Source organism: Marmoricola sp. URHB0036, from assembly GCF_000426045.1.
Taxonomy (GTDB): Bacteria; Actinomycetota; Actinomycetes; order Propionibacteriales; family Nocardioidaceae; genus Marmoricola.
Genome location: NZ_AUEP01000003.1, coordinates 387,725 through 408,968, shown reverse-complemented (window position 1 = coordinate 408,968; position 21,244 = coordinate 387,725). Strand labels below are relative to the sequence as shown.

General features: G+C 69.1%; 19 protein-coding genes and 1 pseudogene. 11 read left to right on the top strand and 9 right to left on the bottom strand.

Translation table 11 applies throughout. The features are described 5' to 3' along the window. Positions 1-72 precede the first annotated feature (72 nt). Genes H976_RS0101880 through H976_RS0101870 form a run of 3 tightly spaced genes read left to right on the top strand, consistent with a single transcriptional unit; the run spans position 73 to position 1,967 of the window. Positions 73-393, top strand: a complete 321-nt coding sequence (locus H976_RS0101880) for a helix-turn-helix transcriptional regulator (RefSeq protein WP_027860138.1) — start codon at positions 73-75, stop codon at positions 391-393. Continuing rightward, positions 390-1,367, top strand: coding sequence for a TIGR03086 family metal-binding protein (locus H976_RS0101875; protein WP_027860137.1), 978 nt, complete (start codon positions 390-392; stop codon positions 1,365-1,367). Before H976_RS0101880 ends, H976_RS0101875 begins: the two co-directional genes overlap by 4 nt. 18 nt (positions 1,368-1,385) lie before the next feature. Further along, the gene (locus H976_RS0101870) at positions 1,386-1,967 is read left to right on the top strand and encodes a lipopolysaccharide assembly protein LapB (RefSeq protein WP_027860136.1); all 582 of its coding nucleotides are present in this window, start codon (positions 1,386-1,388) and stop codon (positions 1,965-1,967) included. Here H976_RS0101870 and H976_RS0101865 read toward each other — a convergent pair. The 4 genes from H976_RS0101865 to H976_RS29805 form a co-directional block, all read right to left on the bottom strand. Then, positions 1,958-3,205, bottom strand: a complete 1,248-nt coding sequence (locus H976_RS0101865) for an HNH endonuclease signature motif containing protein (protein ID WP_027860135.1) — start codon at positions 3,203-3,205, stop codon at positions 1,958-1,960. The two genes, H976_RS0101870 and H976_RS0101865, sit on opposite strands and share 10 nt — an antisense overlap. Before the next feature lie 170 nt (positions 3,206-3,375). Beyond that, positions 3,376-3,615: a hypothetical protein gene (locus tag H976_RS0101860; protein WP_051275978.1), complete on the bottom strand. Its 240-nt coding sequence runs from the start codon at positions 3,613-3,615 to the stop codon at positions 3,376-3,378. Continuing rightward, complete coding sequence (locus H976_RS0101855) at positions 3,612-7,571, bottom strand: RHS repeat-associated core domain-containing protein (protein ID WP_155917885.1); 3,960 nt, start codon at positions 7,569-7,571, stop codon at positions 3,612-3,614. The genes H976_RS0101860 and H976_RS0101855 overlap by 4 nt, the downstream gene beginning before the upstream one ends. Continuing rightward, positions 7,568-8,617, bottom strand: a complete 1,050-nt coding sequence (locus H976_RS29805) for a hypothetical protein (RefSeq protein ID WP_155917883.1) — start codon at positions 8,615-8,617, stop codon at positions 7,568-7,570. Before H976_RS29805 ends, H976_RS0101855 begins: the two co-directional genes overlap by 4 nt. Here H976_RS29805 and H976_RS29800 point away from each other — a divergent pair. Both H976_RS29800 and H976_RS24065 read left to right on the top strand, forming a co-directional pair. After that, positions 8,600-8,983: a hypothetical protein gene (locus tag H976_RS29800; protein WP_155917881.1), complete on the top strand. Its 384-nt coding sequence runs from the start codon at positions 8,600-8,602 to the stop codon at positions 8,981-8,983. The genes H976_RS29805 and H976_RS29800 overlap by 18 nt on opposite strands. Positions 8,984-9,063: 80 nt before the next feature. Further along, positions 9,064-10,347 (top strand): aromatic acid exporter family protein, encoded by a 1,284-nt coding sequence (locus tag H976_RS24065; RefSeq protein WP_051275975.1) that lies wholly within the window; start codon positions 9,064-9,066, stop codon positions 10,345-10,347. A gap of 10 nt (positions 10,348-10,357) precedes the next feature. Here the strand turns inward: H976_RS24065 and H976_RS24060 are convergent, their stop codons facing one another. Then, entirely contained in the window at positions 10,358-10,966 is a 609-nt protein-coding gene (locus tag H976_RS24060; protein ID WP_051275974.1) for a hypothetical protein, read from the bottom strand. A 99-nt stretch (positions 10,967-11,065) separates the two neighbouring features. Between H976_RS24060 and H976_RS0101830 the strand changes: the two genes are divergently transcribed. The 4 genes and pseudogenes from H976_RS0101830 (at position 11,066) to H976_RS0101815 (ending at position 14,979) form a co-directional block, all read left to right on the top strand. Continuing rightward, positions 11,066-11,512 carry a hypothetical protein gene (locus H976_RS0101830; protein WP_027860131.1) on the top strand — a complete coding sequence of 149 codons (447 nt, stop codon included), beginning with the start codon at positions 11,066-11,068 and terminating at the stop codon, positions 11,510-11,512. A gap of 6 nt (positions 11,513-11,518) precedes the next feature. Continuing rightward, positions 11,519-12,068, top strand: a pseudogene (locus H976_RS24055) (Uma2 family endonuclease). 120 nt (positions 12,069-12,188) lie between these two features. After that, positions 12,189-13,292: an NAD(P)/FAD-dependent oxidoreductase gene (locus H976_RS24050; RefSeq protein ID WP_051275972.1), complete on the top strand. Its 1,104-nt coding sequence runs from the start codon at positions 12,189-12,191 to the stop codon at positions 13,290-13,292. 58 nt (positions 13,293-13,350) lie between these two features. Further along, positions 13,351-14,979, top strand: coding sequence for a response regulator transcription factor (locus tag H976_RS0101815; RefSeq protein WP_027860130.1), 1,629 nt, complete (start codon positions 13,351-13,353; stop codon positions 14,977-14,979). Here the strand turns inward: H976_RS0101815 and H976_RS0101810 are convergent. From H976_RS0101810 to H976_RS0101800, 3 genes are all read right to left on the bottom strand, one after another. After that, a complete protein-coding gene (locus tag H976_RS0101810; RefSeq protein WP_027860129.1) occupies positions 14,976-16,193 on the bottom strand; it encodes a threonine synthase in 1,218 nt (405 codons plus the stop codon). The two genes, H976_RS0101815 and H976_RS0101810, sit on opposite strands and share 4 nt — an antisense overlap. Positions 16,194-16,266: 73 nt before the next feature. After that, on the bottom strand, positions 16,267-16,935 hold the full coding sequence (locus tag H976_RS0101805; protein ID WP_027860128.1) for a nuclease-related domain-containing protein: 669 nt from the start codon (positions 16,933-16,935) through the stop codon (positions 16,267-16,269). A gap of 14 nt (positions 16,936-16,949) precedes the next feature. After that, positions 16,950-17,558: a nuclease-related domain-containing protein gene (locus tag H976_RS0101800; RefSeq protein ID WP_196803916.1), complete on the bottom strand. Its 609-nt coding sequence runs from the start codon at positions 17,556-17,558 to the stop codon at positions 16,950-16,952. Between the two features lie 119 nt (positions 17,559-17,677). On the opposite strand from H976_RS0101800, the gene H976_RS29795 reads away from it, so the two are divergent. Then, positions 17,678-17,842 carry a hypothetical protein gene (locus H976_RS29795; protein ID WP_155917879.1) on the top strand — a complete coding sequence of 55 codons (165 nt, stop codon included), beginning with the start codon at positions 17,678-17,680 and terminating at the stop codon, positions 17,840-17,842. Between the two features lie 199 nt (positions 17,843-18,041). On the opposite strand, the gene H976_RS24045 is transcribed toward H976_RS29795, so the two are convergent. Further along, positions 18,042-18,641 (bottom strand): DUF6642 family protein, encoded by a 600-nt coding sequence (locus tag H976_RS24045; RefSeq protein WP_051275967.1) that lies wholly within the window; start codon positions 18,639-18,641, stop codon positions 18,042-18,044. A 116-nt stretch (positions 18,642-18,757) separates the two neighbouring features. Here H976_RS24045 and H976_RS24040 point away from each other — a divergent pair, with 116 nt between their 5' ends. Continuing rightward, positions 18,758-21,178, top strand: a complete 2,421-nt coding sequence (locus H976_RS24040) for a DUF262 domain-containing protein (protein ID WP_081682588.1) — start codon at positions 18,758-18,760, stop codon at positions 21,176-21,178. The last annotated feature ends 66 nt before the right edge of the window (positions 21,179-21,244 follow it).

Genomic DNA, 21,244 nt, shown 5'->3' with positions numbered 1-21,244 from the left:
ATGGGCTTTTGCCGTGCCCGCCGGGCTGCTGACCCTTGCCAGAACACGTTAGTTGCCGCTAACGTATTTCTCGTGACCGACCCGCTGTCCGCCGCTGCCGAGCCCAACCGGCGACGCATCCTGCAGCTGCTCGCCTCACAACCCCGCACCGTCAGCGAGGTCGCTGCCGAGTTCACGGTGACCCGGTCGGCGATCTCCCAGCACCTGCTCGTGCTGGCCGACGCCGGGCTGGTGGAGGCCGAGAAGGTCGGTCGCCAGCGGATCTACCGGGTGCTGCCCTCCGGACTGCACCGGTTGCAGGCCGAGATCAACCGGTTCTGGACCGACGAGCTCGACTCGCTGGTCGCGGACGCGCACGCACAGCACACTCACACCACCAGGAGAAGGTCATGACCTACACCAACACCGCGCTGCTGCCCGTTCCCCCCGACGAGGCGTTCGCACTGATCACCGAACCCGAACGGCTGCGCCGCTGGCAGACCGTCTCGGCGTACGTCGACCTCCGCGCCGGCGGCTCGTACCGCTGGGTCGTCGTACCCGGCCAGGTCGCCGCCGGCACCTTCCAGGAGATCGAGCCGGGCAAGCGCGTGGTGTTCGGCTGGGGCTGGGAGGGCAACGAGGCCATGCCCCCCGATGCCTCGATGGTCACCGTCACCGTCGAGCCCCACGGCGACGGTTCGAAGGTCACCCTGTCGCACGCCGGCCTCGACGAGCAGCAGGAGAAGGGCCACGCCGAGGGCTGGGACCACTACCTCGAGCGGCTCACCACGCTGGCCAGCACTGGCGACGTCGGCCAGGACGAGTGGGCCTGGGCGCCGGAGCACCTCGACCCGATCAGCGCCACCGAGGCCGTGCTCTCCGTCGTACAACCCGTGCTGCGCCGCCTCACCCCAGGGGACCAGCCCAAGCCCACCCCGTGCAGCGAGTTCACCGCCCACGACGTCGGCACCCACCTGCTGTCCTCCATCGAGCAGCTCGGCGCGTTCGCCGGCGCCACCGTGACCAAGCCAGAGCAGGGCGGCCTGGAGAACAAGGTCTCCGTGATGACAGCCCAGGCCGTCGACGCCTGGCGCGCGAACGGTCTGGACGGCACCGTCGCCGGTCCGGGCGGCTCGGAGCTGCCGGCATCCTTCGCCGCCGGCATCCTCCCCGTCGAGCTGCTGCTGCACGGCTGGGACCTCGCCCAGGCCAGCGGCCAGCAGATGCACCTCTCCGACGAGCTCGTCGCCTACGTCCGCACCCTCGCCGACACCCTCGTGCCAGGCGGTCGCGGCACGAACTTCGGCCCGGAGGTCCCCGCTCCCGAGAACGCCTCACCAATGGAGAAGCTCGCGGCCTTCGCCGGGCGCACACCGATGACGGCGTGAGTCCTGCACCATTGACCCGTGAACGAGCCCATCGAGGAGATCCAGGATCAGATCGAGGAGTGGGAGTCGCATCTCGACGGCGAGGAGTTCGAGAAGACCTTGCTCGCGAAGTTCGGATCCCTCCGGCGGGGTGAGCCGGGACGCGCCGAGCTGCTCTGCTCCCTTGCCGAACGACGACTCTCACGCGGCGACCCCGTCCAGGCCCGAGAGTGGTTCGAACGTGCCGTCGATGAGCCGGGCGAGGTGATCATCGACCCGCGCTGCGGCGTGCTGCAATGCTGCCTCGCCCTGGAGGCCGGTGAGGAGGTCAGCGCACTCGAACGCGACCTGCGCCGAGCCTCGGCATCGGGCGACTGGCGGGGCGCGTTCCACGAGCACATCGGCGAGACGTTCGAGCTGGCGGGGCAGCTGGAACGCGCGTTGCGCTGGTTCACCATGGGAGTCCGAGACCTCGACCTGATGGTGAAGGAGCCGACCACCTCGGAGTTGATCTGCCTGAACGGGCGTCGCCGCGTGCGTCGCAAGCTCGACAAGCCGCTGGACGCGTTTGACGTGTACACCGACGAAGAAGGGGCGCACGGACAGGAGCGTCACGACTGACCTCGCCGCTTGAACCTCACATCGCCATGGGGCATGCGGGTGCCTTCGTACGTCGGATCGTGGGCGCGATGGTGATGCCAAGAACAGAGCAGCACGCCGTCGCGCAGGTCGGTGCGGCCCCCGCGAGCCCAAGGAGTGCCCCAGTGGTGCGCCTCGCACCAGGTCGCCGGGATCGTGCAGCCTTCGGCCCGACACTCGCGGTCGCGAACCACCATTGCCTTGCGTTGTGCCGGCTTGAACAACCGAGAGCCGCGGCCGAGATCGAGCACCTCCGAGGACCCGCCGAGGACGGCTGGGATGATCGCGGCCGTACACGCCAGCCGACGGGCTTCGGCGGCGGTGATCGGCTGGTTGCCCACGAGCCCGGCCGCGGACAGCGCGGTGTTGAGGTCCTCGAGTGGGATCGTGACGATGACCGTGGTGGCGTCACCCCCGTGCACCGGAAGCCGGTGCGGGTCGACGGCCTCGAGGAACGAGCAGAACGCGGCTCCGAACGTGCGACGAGCGGGGATCCGGTCGCCCTCGCCCACGCCGTGGTGACGTGGGGACGTGAACGTCTCGAGGTAGGTGCGCAACCGGATCGCGACCGCGTCCGGCACCCTGCCCTGGAGCTGCGTCGTCCCGTCGCCCAGGCACTTCATGGTCAGCCTCGTCCGCTCGCTGGCCCGGCGTTCCTCGGCCTCGAGCTGGCGAGCCTCCTCGAGCTCGTACACCTCCGGCGCCACCACCTCGAGGACCTTGCGACCCAAGAGCCGCAGCTCGCGCGGGCCGAGTTCACGGGCTTCGGCCACGAGGTGCGCCTCGGCCTTGTCGATGACGTCCGGCTCAACGCGATCACGGGGAAGCTGGTCCAGCGCGCGCGTGATCACCGCTGCCTGCGCGACATTGATCTCACCGGCGGTCAGCGCGACTGCGACCAGCTCCCAGCGGCGATCGAGTGCGTCAGCCAGGGCCAGCTCTCGCCGACGCTCCGCACCCTCGCTCCGCGTCTCGTGGGCCAGCCAGGCGGCCACGTCGCGGGCGCCGTCCTCGGCGGCCAGATCGTCGGCCACGGCCATCACCTGAAGGCGGAGCGAGGCGAGTCGCGCCTCGAGACGGGTCAGCTGGAGGAGCGCCTCGCGCTTCTCGTTCGACTGGAGGAAGACAGGGTTGCCGGCAGCCATGTCACCCAGCGCCGCTTCGATGATCACGGCACCAGCGAGGACCGGGTGTGGCCGGCGTTCGATGAACGACTCCACGGCACCTCCTGCGTCGACACGACCAATGAACTGACCTGTCGATGCAGCGCGCCTGTCAGAGGCGACCCGTCACGGCGTACGGATCCAGCCGAGGCCCCAGCATCACTATCACCTCGTGCTTGGCTCTATCGTACAGGTGTTCGAATAGGCGGTCAAGAGGAACGGTACATCTATTCATAGTCGCGAGCCCCACGGAAGACTTCGGCCACGATTAACCAGGGATCGACTGGCAGCGTCTGGCCCGTGTTCGCATAGGCATTCTCGATGGATCCCAGCAGCGCCGAGAACCCGTCAAGGAATCGCTCGAGTGTGTTGTTCTCCCACGCGGCGCCATCTTGCAGCTCGCCCTGGAGCTCCTCGAGTGCCTTGAGGAGCTCCCCCCGTCCAGCCAGCGCTTCGTACTCGCTCATGGTTGCCACCATCCCCAGTTCCCGATGCCTCCAGGCATTCGAATCGATATCGACGTCCCGCCGTAGATCTGAGTCTGACGCCGCGACAGGATCTCGGATTGTGTGGCCCAGCGATAGGGCAGGTCGACGTTGGCGAACTGACCTGCGAAGAGCCGTCTGTTGTCCAGAGAGTAGAGCGCACCGTCTTGCTGGAAGACCCGTATCGGCGGCAACTCCGGCGGGGCACGGCCCGTCTCCGCCATGTCGTGCGCCAGATCGAGAACCAGTCGGCCGTCCTTGAAGCTTCCTCCGGCAGAGTCCTGTGTGAAGCGCACAGCGCGGCTGGGCATCATGCCGTGGTTCCAGTAAAGGCGCTGGATCGTGTTGGCGCTCGCCTCGCTGACGCCAGCCGCAACGCCATCGAATGCACTTCCCACCCTTGTGGCTGCAGCGCCGACAACCGCGCCGTCGGACATGCGGCCCAACAGCCGACCCGCTCCCCTACCGGCACCCAGCAGCGGCAACGACGCAGCGCTCGAGCCGACTGCGCTCGTACCGCACACGTTGGCGACGACGTCGAAGCCGGCCCACAGGTCGTGCGAGATCCGGTCTGCCTGCACGGACCACTCGTCCTGGCTGATCTGGCCGGAGTCGGCCTTGTCCTCGAGCGCGTCGTAGTCGTCCCAGCCACCGCCGGGACCGAGCGCGGACATCGCCCAGCCCAGCGCCATCCCGACGCACTCGGCCGCGTGACCGGTCGGGTCGGTGTAGACGGTCGGCGCGCCGAGGGCGTATCGATACGGGTCGACGTCCCCGCCCTCGATCCCCCACGTGTCCCTCGACAGGAACCGCCCGCTCGTCGGGTCGTAGGTTCGCGCGCCCATCACCAGCAGTCCGGATCCGTCGGACAGCAGCCCGCGGAAGCCCGGCCCACCCGAAGGGTGCGGGGTGTCGCCGAACGGGTCGTAGGAGTAGCGCCGTACTGCCCCGTCGGCCCCCACCGCGGCGCCGACATTGCCGAACAGGTCCGGCAGCAGCGCGGTGACCTGTCCGCCACTGACGCTGGCCAGCGCTGTGCCGTCCGGCCCGCGGAGGTACGACGTGCGCGAACCGTAGGCGTCGACCTGCTGCACGACATCGTTGCTGTCGTACACGTAGCGGGTCGTCCTGCCCCCACTCGTCGATGTCGTACGACGACCCAACGCGTCGTATCCATACCTCGTCCGACCGCTTGGGCCACTCACCTCGAGCAGCCGCCCGCGCGCGTCCCAGCTGTATCGATGGGAGTCGTCCTGCAGCAGGTTCCCGGCCGCGTCCCAGCGCCATCGAGACCCGACCGGAGACTCGGTCACCTGGTGGGCGGCATCGAAGGTCGAGCGACCCTGCTGCGCGGGAAGCTCCGGTCGGCCCAGGTCACCCGTGAGGCTCGACACCCGACCACGACGGTCGTACTCCGCGCTCTGGGAGGCGATCTGGCGGCCGTCGCGTGAGTAGCTGATCCCAATGGCATGACCATTCCGGTACGAGACGTGACCGCGCACCCCGTTCGGCAGCGCGAGCCCGGCCAGCCGCCCCTTCGAGTCGTACGACGCCCCCACCGACGCACCAGCGAGCGTCATCCGCGAGAGCCGACCCTTGCCGTCGTAGCCGTAGCCGATGCGACTCCCGCCCGGCAGCGTCAGCGACGTACGCCGACCCGCGCTGTCGTACGACGCCTTGACCGGATCCGCCCATGCGCCCTGGCCGGCCAGCCGACCGGATCGGTCGTACCTGAAGCTGGTCCTGATCCCACGAGCGTCGCGGAACCACACCAGCCGACCGCTGCGGTCGTAGCCCCACCGTTGACGGTGTCCGAGCGGGTCGGTCTCCGAGATCTGCTGGCCGGACGCGTTCCAGCCGTACTGCGTCGTGCCGGCGGCATCGGTGATCGTGGCCAGGTCGCCTGCGCGGGTGTAGCCGAATCGGGTCGACGCGTCGTCGGCATTGGCGATCGAGACGGGCCGGTCATGGTCGTCGTACTGCAGCCGAGTGACAGCACCGTCTGCGGTCCGACTCGCCGCCACTCGACCTCGTGCGTCGACGAAGACCCCGCCGCCGCCAGCCCTTTCGACGTAACCGGGAATGGGCGACTCCGCGACCGGGGCCGACCTCACGGCTGGTGGGGACCGCCGGAAGGAGACGGTACGACGGACGCCCGGCCCTGTGACCGACGCTCGATCGATGTGCGGCAGCCTGATCGACCCTGCGCGACCGGGGATCCGCACCCGACGAGTGCCCATGTCGTAGGAGTAGCGCCACTGCGCGGGCACCGGTCCCAGCACCCGCTGGCGAGTCACCCGACCGGCCTCGTCGTACTCGAAACGGATCCGATCCCGGCGACCGTCGGTGACCGCGGCAAGCCGCCCCGTGATCGGCTGGTAGCGGTAGCCGACGTCGGCAGCAGCCAGCCCGGCGCGCTGGTACGTGACGCGAGTGAGCACGTCGGCGTACACCCGATCCGGCCTGCCGTAGTGGTAGGTCACCCGATCGCCGACCTGGTCAGTGGCCGCGGTGATCCGTCCGCCGGCGTCGCGGTCGAAGCGAGCCCACTGGCCACCGTCGGCGACGACCCCGACCAGGCCTCCGTCCGGCGCCCGCACCCACCGGGACGTGCGCCCGGAAGCGTCCCGGACCCAGCTCAGCCGCCTGGGCGACCCGGCGAGTCCGAAGCCCAGCACCGAGCCGGTGCGCGTCGTCAGCTCCCACCCCGAACCGGTGTACGCGACCCGCGACCTGGCGAACGGCCCCGCACCGACTCCCGCCGACGGTTCGAAGACAGCGCCCGTCGGCGAGGGCGCTCCGGCCGTCACACGCCGGAACGGCAACCGTCGCCCGTCCGGCATCAGCAGGTCGAGGTAGCTGTAGGACATGCTCGGTGCGATCGCGATCGAGCCCGCGAGGCTCCAGTGGCGAGCGAGAGGTTCCTCCGGCGCCGAGGCGGGGAGCACCGGGTCGCCGACCGAGAACGACCGGGTGAGATCGGTGGCCTCCCCGAGGGCCAGGTCCGTGACGCCGACGTCCATCAACCCGGACGCGAGATCGACCGCGAAGCCCAGTGGTCCCGCGGTCGCAGACGGGTGATCCACCCGGGTGGCGGGTGTCGGTACTGGCGAACTGTGTCGGCCGGATGCCCTGATCGTCGCTCGCACCGCACCGGCGTTGCTGACCGTGGCCAGGTAGCTGCCGTTCATCGGCAGCCGGGCCGGCCGGTCGCACCACGACTCACCGGCGGTGTCGGCCTCGATGATCGTCCCGGTGGGTCCGGACAGCCCCACCGCGGCGGCGTCGCAGCCCGTCGTCGCGGAGTCCGCCGACTCCAGGTGCAGCTCGACCGTCGAGCCGACGTCGCCGTGGAAGGTCAGCAGGGTCGGGCCTGAGTCGATCGAGGTCGCCTTGCCGATCTCGACTGCGACGACGTCGTGCACGTCGGCCGGATCGACCTCGGCCGGTACGACGACCAAGGAGTCCTTGCTGGCGGAGCGGCCGTACGCCGTCGACACCGTGACCGGTCCTGGCACGGCCACCGGAGGCAGCTGCACGCGCAGCAGTCGCGGGCTGGCAGCGACGACCCGACCGAGCGCACCGCCCAGCGCCACGACGTTGCCCATCGGGTCGGGGTCGAAGCCCGACCCGCTGACGGAGACCGTCGTCCCCTGACCGACCAGCTTCGGCGTCACCCCCGAGACGTGCGGCCCGGGCGGGGTGGACGGCCGCAGCGAGGCTGCATCGAACGCTCGCAGGTGGTCGACCGACACCCGGTTGCCGGCCCGATCGAACCGGTACATCGCCGTCGTCGCACCTTGCCGGACGGCGGCCAGGCGACCCGCGGCGTCGTAGTAGAAGTGCGTGCCGGGGTCAGCCGGTGGCGCGCGATGTGCGGGAGCGCCGCAGCCGCCGACCAGCGCCAGGACGGCCAGCAGGGCGACGAACCGGCTCATGCCGCCGCCGCGAGCCCCGCCAACCGCAGCAGCCGACTCCGGGCCGGTTCGTGGGCCAGCGCCGCCCAGTGCGACCACGTCTCCGGCTGACCGGTGCCGGCCAACAGCCGCAGGGCCTCGGCGTACCCCTCCGGATCGAGCGCGGCCGCAGCGACGTACGGCGCCATCGAGTCCGGACCGAACGCGCCCGCGGCCACCCGACTGAGGATGGAGTACGCCGAGCCGCCGATCTCGACGACCTCCCGACCCGGCACATCGGTGGCCAGCTCGACATCGGACGACTCGAACCGGTCGCGCTCGAGTCGTCCCTCGACCAGTGCGGCCTTGACGGCACTCACCCAGCCACCACGCGTGTCCGACGACGCCACCTCGACAGCAGTCTCCTCGTCGACCGCCACCGGCCGGGTCTCGAACATGTACCCCGGTGTCGTACCGCTCGGCACGAGCCGCCCGATGACCCATCCATCCGCCGCCGAGATGTCCGCTCCGAGGTCGAGCAGGGCACCGTCGCGGTTGACGCGCAGGTCTCGCGCCACCAACGAGCCGGAGCGCCGCAGCCGATATCCGCCCATCCGCGTGCCGACCCAGGCGCGCGCCAACAGGGCGGCGTCCGACAGCCGCCCCGACGCGAGCTCGCCGAGGAACGACTCCAGCCCACCGAGCTCATGGGTGCACAGCTGTCGGAACAGCCAGCTCTCGTCGACCACGTGCGCCGACAACAGCGTCGGATCGCCGCCGTCGAGGTAGGTCTGCTCGACCCGGTCGGCGTAGAACATGCGCATCGTGTAGTCGAGTGCCGAGCGCTGGATCTCTCCGGTGTCGGTGCCGGGATCGTCAGCACGCGTGCACTGGTAGGCAGCCCAACGAGCCCACAGCCACGGCGTCATCTCCCCCGACAGGTCGGCCAGCTGGGTCAAGATCGAGAGGTGCTGTCCGCGGTCGACCACGGGCATCCCGCGACGGAAAGTCAGCGCGACCTCGGCATCGCCGGCGCGCTCGGCTGCCAGTGAGCTGGTGACAGAGGAGGTGTGAGAAGTCCGAGACATGCGGACAGACAACGCCTGCCGGGGACCAGCTACAACCAGCAAGAACGCATCTGTGGAAAACCCGCGGCACAGGGCCGAGCACCGTCACGTCTCAGGGCATCGACGCGCACCGCCTGCTCGCCCTGCGCGGCCGAGCACATCCGTGACCGTGCCGCTGCCAGGGGCATCGCGTCGACCAGCGGCACGCATGCCGACGGCACCTGGATCGAGTTCCTCGACCCCGACGGCATCGCCATCCGCGTGATCCACTCGCCCACCCTGGCCGACTCCTTCTTCGGCGTCGTCTTCGGCACCGGGGCCGAGCCGGAGTTCTACGACGTCCCGCGGCTCGACCTGTCCGGCCCCGACCAGGCCGCAACCCATTGACCGGCTGAATCGGGTCCAACCATCGCCGCGGCTGCTCACGCCGCGTTGCAGAATGAAGCGTGGCGCAATGGTGGCGAGGCGTGGTCTCCCGGGAGGCCGCACGCGTGCGCCGGGACGGCCGCGCGGCGGTGCTGTGGTCGCTGCGCATCACGATCGCCGCTACGGCCGCCTACGTGGTGGCCTCCCTGTTCTTCCCCGGCACCCAACCCCTGCTCGCGCCCCTGACCGCGATGCTGGTGGTGCAGGTGACGCCGCTGTCGCTCCTGGCCAGTGGCGTCGACCGCGTCATCGCGGTCGTGGCGGGAGTGGGCCTGGCCGTCGGGTTCGCGGCCGTCGTACCGCTCGAGTGGTGGAGTCTCGGCCTGCTCATCCTGGTCTCCATCACCATCGGCCAGTACCTGCGCCTGCGCTCCAACCTGGTCGAGGTCGCGATCAGCGCCATGCTCGTCCTCGGCGTGGGAGCGATCGGCGCGGAGGCGGCGGCCTGGCAACGGATCGCGGAGACCCTCGTCGGTGCCGTGGTGGGCATCATCGCCACGCTCGTCTTCCCGCCGAAGGTGGCCACCTCCGACGCCGGTCGCGCCATCGACGGACTGGCCGACGCGGTCACCGAGCTGTTGGTCAGGGCGGCCGACGAGCTGCAGGCGATGGCGGAGGAGGACCCGAAGCAGCTGTCCGCGGCGGCCCGGGAGTGGCTCGACGACGCTCGCCGCATCACCCACAACATCCCTCAGGTCGGCGCTGCCTTGCTGAACGCGGAGGAGGGGCGTCGGCTCAACGTGCGCGCCGTCCGTACGCCGCTGGTCGAGCCCGGACTCCGGCAGGGACTGGAGGCGCTCGAGCACGCTGCCGTCTCGATCCGCGGCCTGATGCGCTCGGTCGCTGACGCCGCCGACAACGGCTGGCTGGACGAGCCCTCAGCCGCCGACGTGCTGGCCGACCTGTCCCAGACATTCCGTGAGCTGGCGGCTGCCACCGACGCCTTCGGCGAGCTTGTCCGACACGAAGGGGACGTACAGGTCAGCCTGAGCCACGACGACATCGCTCGTCTCCAGGACGCCCAGGACGGCCTGCTCCGCGCGCGCGCCCGGCTCGACGAGGCGCTGGAGACCGAACGCCCGGCTGACGTGGTCGAGCTCTACGCCGCCACCCGCGCCACTGTCCGACGCCTCCAGCACGAGCTGGCCCTTGACGAGCGGGTCCGCCGCCAGCTGCGCTTGGTCCCTCCGCGCCGCCGAGCCCCCCGACCGCTTCCGCGCCGTCGTCCGCAGGTCGACCTCCCCGAGCCGATCGGGCCGGACGACGCGACCCAGGTGATGCCCCGCGTCGGGGACGAACCTCCGGAGGACGATCACCCCCGCTGAGGCGGTTGAGCTAGGCGGTGAGCCCGCGCCACGACCGCGGACCTCGCCCGCTCCGGCGCAGGTCGGCGAGGTAGTCGGCCCACTTGTCGATGGCTTCCTCGTAGGGCAACCGCGGAAGGCCGCGATAGGAATTCCTGCCCGGCACGAGAACCTTCTCGCGCACCACGTTGTCGTCGACGCAGATCGCGAACATCTCCCTGGTGTCTCGACGGTTGCCGATGATCAGACCGTCGAGGCGATGGTCGAAGGAGAATGCCTCGAAGACGGGAAGTCCTGCCGCTGATGCCTCGGCGCCCGGCGCCAGGAAGTGGGCGATGAGGTAACGGAGCCACTGCACCGGTTCGTAGAACTTCTCGTTGCCGTCGAAGCTCAGGCAGCAGCCCTCCCAACACGCCTGCCACTGACAGTAGAGCTGCGGCTGGCCCGGCGTCGGCCGGTTGTAGGCGTCGATGTCGGCGCCCGACCGCTGCTCGGCAAACGGATTCGGCGGCACGTCGTACGCTCCACCCGGCCTGTCCCAGCGCCGGCTGTGGTGGAAGGCAGAGAGGTACGCCGCCTCCTGGTCGTTGAGTGGCGGGTCGATGACGATGTGTCCGAGGAAGTCGGTCGTGTAGCCCATGGCTCGACCTTCCGCTACGCCAGCGCCCCCGGCAACGGCCATCTTCAGACCTGTGGATTGTGGGATGCGTCCACAGCTGTTCGCGAGCACACTCCCGGGATGGCTCTCGAAGACCTCCGGCTCAGGAACACTCAGCAGCTCGTCGACGACGTGGCGTCACGCGTGCCTCTCGTCGCCGACTCCGTGACGCTCGTTCTGGTCGAGCGACCGTCCACCCGGCAACGCGTGCTGGCCGTACGCCGGCTCGACGTCCCTGCGGATCAGTCGGACGACTACTCCCTGTCGCGCCTGCTGTACGAGGAGATGCAGACGCTCCCGATCCCGCTACGCGATCGTGACCGGCCGACCGTCGTGGTGACTGTCATCGCCCGGCGCGGTTTCAACGTCTGGACGCGCACCGAGATGACCTGGGCGATGGCCTGGCGCTACAGCAACCACCTCACTGACGCGTTCAGCGGAGACACGGTCGTGGTCACCGAGCACGGCTGGGCCTCCCTCGACACCCACGCGGCGGGTGCGCAACCGTCGCTCGACGCGGCCTCGTGAAGCACCATGGTCCATGTGAGCCTGCTGCCGCAGAGTCGGCCCCTGACCCGCTCGGACCTCGACGCCCTGCCGGATGACGGGCACCGCTACGAGCTCATCGACGGGGCGCTCATCGTGACGCCGGCGCCGAGCTGGCAGCACCAGACGATCGTCGGCGAGCTGCACGTCCTTCTGCACGCCGCCTGTCCAGCCCATCTCCAGGTCCTGCTGGCCCGGTTCGACGTCGTGCTCGCGCTGAACACCGTCGTGCAGCCGCACCTCCTCGTCGCGCGTCGGAGCGGCCTCACGCACGGGGACCTTCCGACAGCACCCGCGCTCGCCGTCGAGGTGCTCTCGCCCAGCACCCGCCTGATCGACCTCAACCTGAAGCGCGCGCTACGAGCGCTCGGGCGTCCCGGCTTACTGGGTGGTCGATCCAGAACGACCGTCCATCACGGCCTTCGACCTGCGCGACGGCGTCTATGCCGAGACTGCGGTGGTCGTCGGCGAGGACACCTTCCGGCCCACAGCGCCGTACGAGGCGGAGATCGTGCCCGCACGCCTGCTCGGCGACTGACCACAGGGGCATGGGCGGTTTGACCCATCACTCGGCCCACTGAAGATGCACATCCAGCCCGACGCGGCGCACCTCCTCGCGTTCCTAGCGTGGCGCCACTGATCCATTCGAGGAGGCACCATGCAGCACGTCGAGACCGTCATCATCGGCGCCGGGCAGGCAGGCCTGTCGACGGCGTACCACCTGACCAGGAAAGGGCGCGAGTGTCTCGTCCTGGACCGCCAGCAGCGAGTCGGCGACGGCTGGCGGCAGCAGTGGGACAGCCTGCGGCTCTACTCCCCCGCGAAGTACGACGGCCTGCCGGGGATGCCGTTCCCGGGCGACCCGTGGGCCTACCCCGGCAAGGACGAGGTCGGCGACTACCTCGAGAGCTACGCCCACCACTTCGAGCTGCCGGTGCGGCTCGACGTGCGCGTCGCCCGCGTCTCCCAGGGTGGCGTCGGCTACGTCGTGGACTCCTCGATCGGCCGGATCAGCTGTGACAACGTCGTCGTCGCCACCGGGACGTTCGGGCGTACGCCGGCCGTCCCCGATTTCGCGCGTGACCTCGACCCGTCGATCCTGCAGCTGCACTCGAGCGAGTACCGCCGCCCCGGGCAGCTGCGCGACGGGCCCGTCCTGGTCGTCGGCGCGTCCCACTCCGGCACCGACATCGCCTACGAGACTGCCGAGTCGCGGCCGACCACCCTCGTCGGCACCGACAACGGCGAGATCCCGGTGCGGCTCGAGTCGTCACTGATCAAGGTCGTCTTCCCGGTGCTGATGTTCCTGTGGAAGCACCTGCTCACCCGTCGTACCCCGATGGGCCGCAAGGAGATGCGCCACCTCCGCTTCCACGGTGGGCCGATGCTTCGGGTGAAGCGGTCCGACCTCGCCGAACGCGGCGTCGTCCGCAACGAGTCTCGGGTGGTCGGCGTCCGCGACGGGATGCCGCTGCTCGACGACGACAACGTCGTGGACGTCGCGACCGTGATCTGGGCGACCGGGTTCCGCCAGGAGTTCGACTGGATCGACCTCCCTGTCATGGGTGACGACGGCTGGCCCCAGGAGTTCCGCGGAGTCGTCGCCGACGCCCCCGGGCTGTTCTTCTGCGGTCTGTCCTTCCAGTACGCGTTCTCCTCGATGCTCGTCGGCGGCGCCGGCCGTGACGCGGCGTACGTCGCCCGCCGGATCGGTGCGCGAACTCTCCAGCAGGTCGAGCAGCGTGAGCCGAAGGCAGCCTGACCAGGGACCGGCCCACCAGCGGTCCACGCGGGTATCGTCCGGGACGGAGGTACCCGCGATGGGCGTGCTGGACGACCTGGCGCAGGCTCGATCGGACTACGAGCGCGCTGACTGGGTCGCTGCCCTCGACACCTGGTCGGCAGTCGACCGCGCCGACCTCACCGTCGAGGACCTCTGCGACTCGGCGCGCTCGGCGTACCTGCTGGGCCGGCGTGACGACGCCATCGACCGCTACCAGCAGGCCTTCCGGCTCTGCGAGGACCAGGGCGACCTGGCGGCGGCCGTCGTCTGCGCCTTCCAGGTGGCGATGACCTTCGCGACCACCGGAGAGCCGGCCATGGCCGGGGGCTGGACCTCTCGCGCGGAGCGCCTGCTCGACGAGCTCGGGCCTGACCCGGTCGGGGCGGGTTACGTGACCTTCCTGCACATGTTCCGTGCCCTCGGCGAAGGGGAGCTCGAGACGGCCGTCGAGAGGGCCGACGTGACCGTCGAGATCGGCCGTCGGCACGGCGAGCGCGATCTCGTCGCGCTCGGCCTCACTGCCGGCGGGCGGGTGCGGATCTACGCCGGGCGCGCCGTCGAAGGGCTGGCGCTCCTCGACGAGGCGATGGCGGCCGCGGCCTCCGGCGACGTCTCGCCCGAGGTGCTCGGCAACGTCTACTGCATTGCGATCGAGGGCTGCCAGGACATCGCCGCGTTCGACCGCGTCGCCGAGTGGACCTCGGCGCTGCACCGATGGTGCACGTCGCATCCCGGGCTCGTCGCCTTCACCGGCCAGTGCTCGGTGCACCGCGGCCAGGTGATGCGGCAGCGAGGAGCGTGGGACGACGCGCTCGAGGAGTTCGGTCGGGCCGCCGAGCGGTACCGCCTCGCCCACACCCTGGACGCCATCGGCCAGGCCGAGGGCGAGCGTGGCGACGTCTTCAGGTTGCAGGGTGAGTACGCCGCCGCCGAGGCGGCGTACCAACGAGCCGGGGAGCTCGGCTTCGAGGCCCAGCCCGGCCTCGCCCTGCTGTGGCTGTCCCGCGGTTCGCGAGAGGCTGCTGCGGCCGCCGTACGTCGTCTGGTGGCCGAGGTGCGTGACCCCGTCGGCCGGTGTCGGATGCTCCCTGCTGCGGTCGACGTGCTGCTCGCGGTCGGGGCGATCGACGAGGCGCGGTCGGTGGCTGAGCTCCTCGAGGAGGTCGCCGCGTCCACCGGCTCGGCGGCGATGACGGCCTTCGCGGCGTACGGATCGGGCGCGGTGGAGCTCGCCTCGGGCGACCCAGCAGGGGCGCTCCCCTATCTCCGCAAGGCCCGTCAGCTCTGGGGTCGCGCCGAGGCGCCGTACGAGGTCGGCCGCGTGCGCCTGCTCACCGGCCGCGCCCTCACCGCCCTCGGCGACGAGGAGTCCGGCCGGCAGGAGCTCGAGGCCGCCCGCGACGCCTTCGTCGCGTTGGGTGCCAAGCCGATGGCCGAGGAGGCGGCGTCGTACGTCGAACCCACGCGGCTCCCCGGCGGCCTCACCGCCCGCGAGGTGGAGGTGCTCCGCCTCGTCGCCTCCGGCCGCAGCAACCCCCAGATCGCCGCCGATCTCACCCTCAGCGAGAAGACCGTCGCCCGGCACCTCTCCAACATCTTCGGCAAGCTCGAGGTCGGCTCTCGCACCGCCGCCGCGGCGTACGCCTACGAGCACGGGCTCGTCTAACGCACCGGCACCCGGCCGTCCTTCGCGAGCACCGGCACGTCGACCGGCACCGTCTCCGGGTACTTCAGCCCGGTCCCCGTGTTGAGCACCACGACCTGCTCCTGCTCCTCGATCCAGCCGCTCTCGCGCAGCTCACGCACCGCGACCATGCAGGCCGCACCCTCGGGGCAGATCCACGTGCCCTCCTGGCTCGCGAGCGCGGATACCTCGCGCAGGATGTCGTCGTCGTCGACCGCGATGGCGGTGCCGCCTGACTCGCGCACGGCCTCGAGCACCAGGAAGTCACCCAGGGCCTTGGGCACGTTGATCCCGAACGCCAGCGTGTGCGTGCCCTCCTTCAGCTCGCTCTCGTCGAGCCCGGCGTTGAACGCATCGACGATCGGCGGGCAGCCGCTCGACTGCACGGCCACCAGCCGCGGCAGCTTGTCGCCGATCCAGCCGAGCTCCTGCATCTCGAGCATCGCCTTGTGGATCCCGATCAGCCCGACCCCGCCGCCGGCCGGGTAGAGGATCACGTCGGGCACCTGCCAGCCGAGCTGCTCGGCGATCTCGTAGCCCATCGTCTTCTTGCCCTCGATGCGGTACGGCTCCTTGAGCGTGGACACCTCCTGATAGCCGCTCCGCTCCGCCGCTGCGTGCTTGACCAGGGCGCCGGCGTGGTTGATGAGTCCGTCGACGAGGTACAGCTCGGCCCCTGTCGCGACGCACTCGCGCCGGGTGATCTCCGGCGCGTCGACCGGCATCACGATCAGGCTGCCCATCCCGGCGCGGGCGGCGTACACCGACCACGCGGCGCCGGCGTTGCCGTTGGTCGGCATCGCGATGGCGCGTACGCCGAGCTCGCGCGCGCGGCTAACCCCGACAGCGGCACCGCGCGCCTTGAAGGTGCCGGTCGGGATCAGGCCCTCGTCCTTCATCAGCAGACCGGGTACGCCGACGGCAGCGCCGTACGACGGGAGCGGGAGCAGCGGCGTCATCCCCTCGCCCAGCGTGGTGATGTTCACGGGATCGCGGACCGGAAGCACCTCGTGGTAGTGCCACAGGTCGTGCGGACGCTCCCTCAGGTCCGCCGGAGTGACGCTGGCCCGCACCTCGTCGAGGTCGTACCTCGCGAGCAGCGGCGCCCCCTCGTCACTGACGCCCTGCACCTCGTCGGCGTCGTGCCTCTTCCCGGTGCGCGAGCACTCCAGGTGGGACAAGAACGAGAACGACACAAGGCCTCCTGGAAAGGTGGTCGAGTAGCGAGCGAAGCGAGCGGATAGTCGAGACCACCCTCTCAACCATGGCTCAGCGCAACAGCGAAGCCAGCATCGCGATCGCCCAGTCCGCCACCGGCCACACGAAGTAGCCGATCAACGGGCACAGCACGAGACAGACGGCGACCGCGATCAGCGCGGCTCGTACTGCAGGCGATGCCTGCTCGCCCGGTGTCCATGGCAGGTGCCTCACCTTCGTCTTGTTCGTTTGCATCCGCACCTGGCTGCCACGGACTCCTGTGCTGCCGCGCCCCGCCGAGAACATCGCCGACGGCAGTGCGCGCCCCAGCCGGTCGAACACGTCGTCGACGTAGAACTGCCCGAGCGTCTCCTCCTGCTGCATCAGTACGCCGCCCAGGTCGTCGGTCGAGCACACCAACACCCCGTGCGCGCGGCTGGGGCTCAGCTCGTGATCCGAGGTGCACAGCACGGGAACGAAGAGGTGCGGGTCCATCCCGGGGACCATCTCCGCCAGCGCGATGGCCGCGTCCGCCACCCCAGCAAGAGCAGCTCCTCTGGCAGCGGTGTCACCCCCGAGGCCCGTGCGCTCAGAGGCGATCACGAACACACCGGCCGGACCCACCACGACGTGGTCGACGTTGACCCGCCGGTAGTCGGGTCCGTGCACGCGGTGCAGTACCCGCCACCGACCGGCAGGAAGTGCCGTCAGCGCACCAGCGCTCGCCGAGATCCCGGACATGTGTCCCCCCGTGTTCAGACGTGCTTCGCCGACGAGCGCCGCCAAGGCACCCAGCTCTTGCGCGCCGGCCCGTCGAGGCGATGACCGCTGCGGGGCGGACCGCTCGGTTCACCGATGCGGTACCAGTCCGGAGGCAGTGCCCAGGTGAGGCCGTCGAACACGCGCTTTGCCCGGGCCGCATCCCAGACGCGTCGCTGCGAGGTGAACACGTCGACCAGGTTCCCCGCCGTACACACCAGCACCTCGCCCGCCCACCCGGTGATCGGCTCGTCGCGATCGAAGCACAGCACCGGTACGACGTACTGCGGGTCCAGCTCCGGCACCAGCTGGGTCAGCGCCTTGCCGGAGTCGGCCACACGGTCGACCGTCGCGTCGCGGCTGCTCCCGTCCTGGGTCAGCACGTTGGAGTCGACGTCGATCGCCCCCGTCCAGTCGCGCGAGTCCACGACGAACACCCCCGCACGCCCCACCACGAGGTGGTCGACCGTCGCCAGCCGCCGCGCAGGAAACCGCACGTCGTGCAGAGCCCGCCACGCCCCGGCCGGAAGCGCATCGACGGCGCGCGTAGTCGCCAGCTCGCGCGCACCCTCGCCCGTCATGTCTCCCCCGTGTCCCCCGGACATCGGTGATCCTAGAAGTCGCGCTGGACGGCTGTCCCGGAATCCGGACATTTCGGACTGAGATTCGGGCAGCGGCGCGCTCGCCCAAGATCGTTCCTGTTCGCCCGCGACATGATGAACGCGTGACTCAGTGCTGGCGCGGGATCGGCTCGCGGACGGTGCAGCGGGTACGCCGTGACGGTCGCGCCGCGGTGCTCTGGTCGTCGCGGATCACCATCGCCGCGACCGCACGCTACGGCGTCGCCTCGCTCCTCTTCCCGGGCACGAAGCCGTTGCTGCCGCACTGACCGCGATGCTGGTGTTCAGGTGACGCCGTGTCCCTGCTCGCCAGCGGGCTCGCCGGGTCGCCGCCGTGGTGGCCAGAGTGGTGCTTGCCATCGGGTTTGCGAGCCTCGAACCCCCCGAGTGGGGGGCCTCGGCCTCCTCATCCTGTATGCATCCCTGCAAGTCACCTGGCGTGGGCTGCCAGGTTGCCAACTCCAGCTTTCACGCTTGAACCTGCCTGAGCGGAACGCGGTGCACCTGGGACTTGGTCGCGACGACCAACCCGAGAGACTTCGCGAACAATCCATGTTCCTTGACCAATCGGTTGAAGACCGCGTCGCTGCGAAGCCCGGTTGCGAGGCGTTCGAGCAGGAGGACCTCGAAGGCCGCTGTCTCCAACCATGGGACGGTGCGGCGATACCCCACCACAGCGCGGGCCCCCGTCACCCGTGCGAACTCCTGCAACCTCTTGACGTCGCCCTTGAGGGTGAGACACGTCCCGAAGTAGATGACCTTTCCCCGGCAAGCACCCCGCATGCGTTCCTGGAGCTCAGCCAACGTCACCTCATCGCGACCCAAGGAAATCGAGCCTGCCTCTCCATGCATGGCGAGGTAGAGCACGTTGTACGCCGCGTAGCGCTTCTGCTGCCACTTGCCAACGAAGTACTCAAACTCGTCCACCGTTGCTACATCGCGATGGATGAACTCAGCAATTCCCAGCTGATGGAGCAGGTCGAGAAGTGGACGCACGCTCATCTTGTTGCGTAGATCGGCGTCCCACTCACCCTCGAGGCAGAAGATGCCGTCGCCTATAGCCCGCATCCGAACATTCAACCGCCGGCCAAGGGCTGACGAACCGCAGCTCGAACCACGTCCCACTCACCGGACCATGTGCAAAGCGCAGAAACACTCGCACCTGCGCGTCAACTCACGGCAAGATGTCCCTGGTGGAGACGTTCAAACGCACACCCCTCGAGCTGTTCAACCTGCCGCAACACTTCTTGATACCCCTGTTCCAGCGCCCTTATGTCTGGGACGAGGACGAGCAATGGGAACCGCTCTGGAAAGACGTACGCCGGACGGCTGAGCTGCGGATGGCCCAACCACATCTCAGTCCCAAGCACTTCCTCGGTGCCGTCGTCTTGCAGGCCCAAGAGGGCTCGACCGGCATCTTGAGTGCGCGCAACGTGATCGATGGTCAACAGCGGCTGACGACGCTCCAGCTGTTCATGGACGCCACAGCCGCGGTGCTTGACGACGCCGGTCAGGACCGTCTGCGGAGCCAGCTCGAGCGTCTGACGCACAACGCCGAGGACTACCTTCCTACAGGCTCGAACCGGCTCAAGATTCGGCACTCGAACAAGGACCACGAAGCATTTGACGAGGTCATGTCGGCGGAGGTTCCGATCGCTTACGCCGATCTGAAGCACGCAACCTCCAAGATTGCGCGTGCGCACGCGTACTTCTCCCAAGCAGTCTCCCGGTGGCTCGGCAACCCTGCCGACTTGGCCTTCGAGGAACGCGCGCAAGCGTTGGTGGACGTACTTCAGGGCGATCTGCAGCTGGTGACTATCGAGCTGTTGGCATCGGAGAACTCGCAAGAGATCTTCGAGACGCTCAATGCACGAGGTACCCCGCTCACAGCAGCCGACCTCATTCGCAACTATGTGTTCCAACGGCTCGAAGCGGAAGGCGCGGACACCGGAAAGGCGTACGCGCAGGACTGGCCGTTCGAAAGCTCGTTCTGGGAGACGACGGTCAGTGTTGGGCGATATCCAGTGGGTCGAAGTTCTCTGTTCCTCAACCAGTGGCTGATCGCCCGAACAGGGGACGACATCGGACCTCAGGCCACATTCACCCGCTTCAAGGCTTACGTTGAGCACGAGACCAACGCCGCGATGGCAGACCTGCTGCCGACGATCAAGATGCAGGCGCAGCGGTACGAGTCCTGGACGGCGGCATCCCTTGACTCGAGTCGACAGCTCGGCCCGGTCGAGATGTCTGTGTACCGGATGCGCGCCAACAACGTCGAGCTCCTGAAGCCGATCTTGATCTGGCTGCACGAACCTGGTCGCGACCTGTCCCAAGCCACTATCGCGTGCGTCATCCAAGCGATGGAGAGCTGGGTCACCCGCAGGATGCTGCTGCGGCTTCCCGGATCCGATCTCGGTCGCATCGTGGCCGACGTCATCAGGACCCACTCAGATGAGCGTGATGAAGCCATCGTCGAACGAGTTGTGGGGCACCTCAGTGGCTTGAACGTGACGAGCACCTACTGGCCGAGCGATGAGGAGCTCAGAAGCAGCCTTGCGAACGAGTCCTCATATCAGCGGTACCGCCGTCCGCGACTTCGAATGATCCTGGAGGCCATAGAGGATCACTACCGCGCAGAGACCAACCAGTCGCAACTGGACCGCAAGGGATATCCGATCGAGCACGTACTACCGCAGAAGTGGACGGATCACTGGCAGGTCGAGGGCCTGCAGGCTCAACAAGACCGCGCCGCCCATGTTCATCGACTCGGGAATCTCACCTTGCTCACGGACAAGTTGAACCCCCGGGTGTCGAACGCTGCATGGCCTAAGAAGCGCAAGGAGTTCCTGAAGCACAACACCATCAACATGACCGGGCGCCTTGTCTCCGGCGAGCATGCGGACTGGGATGAGTCCGTCATCGATGCCCGTACCGCAGAGCTGACAGACATCCTGCTCCAGATCTGGCCGGTACCGCCCGGCCACGCCGGTTCAGTGGTGGACCCTCAGGCAAAGGCGCAGGACTGGGTCCAGCTCAAGCACCTGCTTAGCGCGGGCCTGCTGCAACCTGGAGACACGTTCAACCCGCGCTCTGGGCAGGGGCACACCGCTGTCGTTCGCCCCGACGGGAAGCTCGACGTGGGTGGAAAATGGTTCGACTCCCCCTCCGGCGCCGCGCGGCACGTCACCGGCCGAAGCTCCAACGGCTGGAAGTTCTGGCGGCTCTCTGACGGCCGCGAGCTTGGCGAGGTGAGGGCACAGTTCTCGGGCGAGAAGCCAGCACCGCAGCCGCGCTCTTTCGACTGGACGGAGCTCCACCGTGTGCTGGAGCAGCTGCCGCAGGGCCGATGGGTCTCCTACGGCAGCCTGGCGGAGGTCATCGGCACCGCACCCCAGCCACTCGGAAACCACATCACCAGCTGTGCCCAGTGCGTCAACGCTCATCGCGTGCTGACCTCGGACGGCAGGGTCGCGCCCGCCTTTCGATGGAGCGATGCCGAGGACACTCGCGATCCTGTCGAGCTTCTGAAGGCAGAAGGAGTCATGTTCGTCGATGGGCGGGCCGACCGAGTGTCGGAGATTCGCCCTGGAGAAATCGCCGGCTGATCTCGCATCTCACTTGGGCGTGCGCCGCCACGCCGCGCCCCGAGAGACAGACCAGAGGTTGCTGAC

Coding starts and splice junctions, on each gene's coding strand:
- H976_RS0101875 (WP_027860137.1), top strand. CDS start 390: ATGACCTACACCAACACCGCGCTGCTGCCCGTTCCCCCCGACGAGGCG.
- H976_RS0101860 (WP_051275978.1), bottom strand. CDS start 3,615: ATGAGCGAGTACGAAGCGCTGGCTGGACGGGGGGAGCTCCTCAAGGCA.
- H976_RS0101855 (WP_155917885.1), bottom strand. CDS start 7,571: ATGAGCCGGTTCGTCGCCCTGCTGGCCGTCCTGGCGCTGGTCGGCGGC.
- H976_RS29805 (WP_155917883.1), bottom strand. CDS start 8,617: ATGTCTCGGACTTCTCACACCTCCTCTGTCACCAGCTCACTGGCAGCC.
- H976_RS24060 (WP_051275974.1), bottom strand. CDS start 10,966: ATGGGCTACACGACCGACTTCCTCGGACACATCGTCATCGACCCGCCA.
- H976_RS0101830 (WP_027860131.1), top strand. CDS start 11,066: ATGGCTCTCGAAGACCTCCGGCTCAGGAACACTCAGCAGCTCGTCGAC.
- H976_RS24050 (WP_051275972.1), top strand. CDS start 12,189: ATGCAGCACGTCGAGACCGTCATCATCGGCGCCGGGCAGGCAGGCCTG.
- H976_RS0101815 (WP_027860130.1), top strand. CDS start 13,351: ATGGGCGTGCTGGACGACCTGGCGCAGGCTCGATCGGACTACGAGCGC.
- H976_RS0101805 (WP_027860128.1), bottom strand. CDS start 16,935: ATGTCCGGGATCTCGGCGAGCGCTGGTGCGCTGACGGCACTTCCTGCC.
- H976_RS0101800 (WP_196803916.1), bottom strand. CDS start 17,558: ATGTCCGGGGGACACGGGGGAGACATGACGGGCGAGGGTGCGCGCGAG.
- H976_RS24045 (WP_051275967.1), bottom strand. CDS start 18,641: ATGCGGGCTATAGGCGACGGCATCTTCTGCCTCGAGGGTGAGTGGGAC.
- H976_RS24040 (WP_081682588.1), top strand. CDS start 18,758: ATGTCCCTGGTGGAGACGTTCAAACGCACACCCCTCGAGCTGTTCAAC.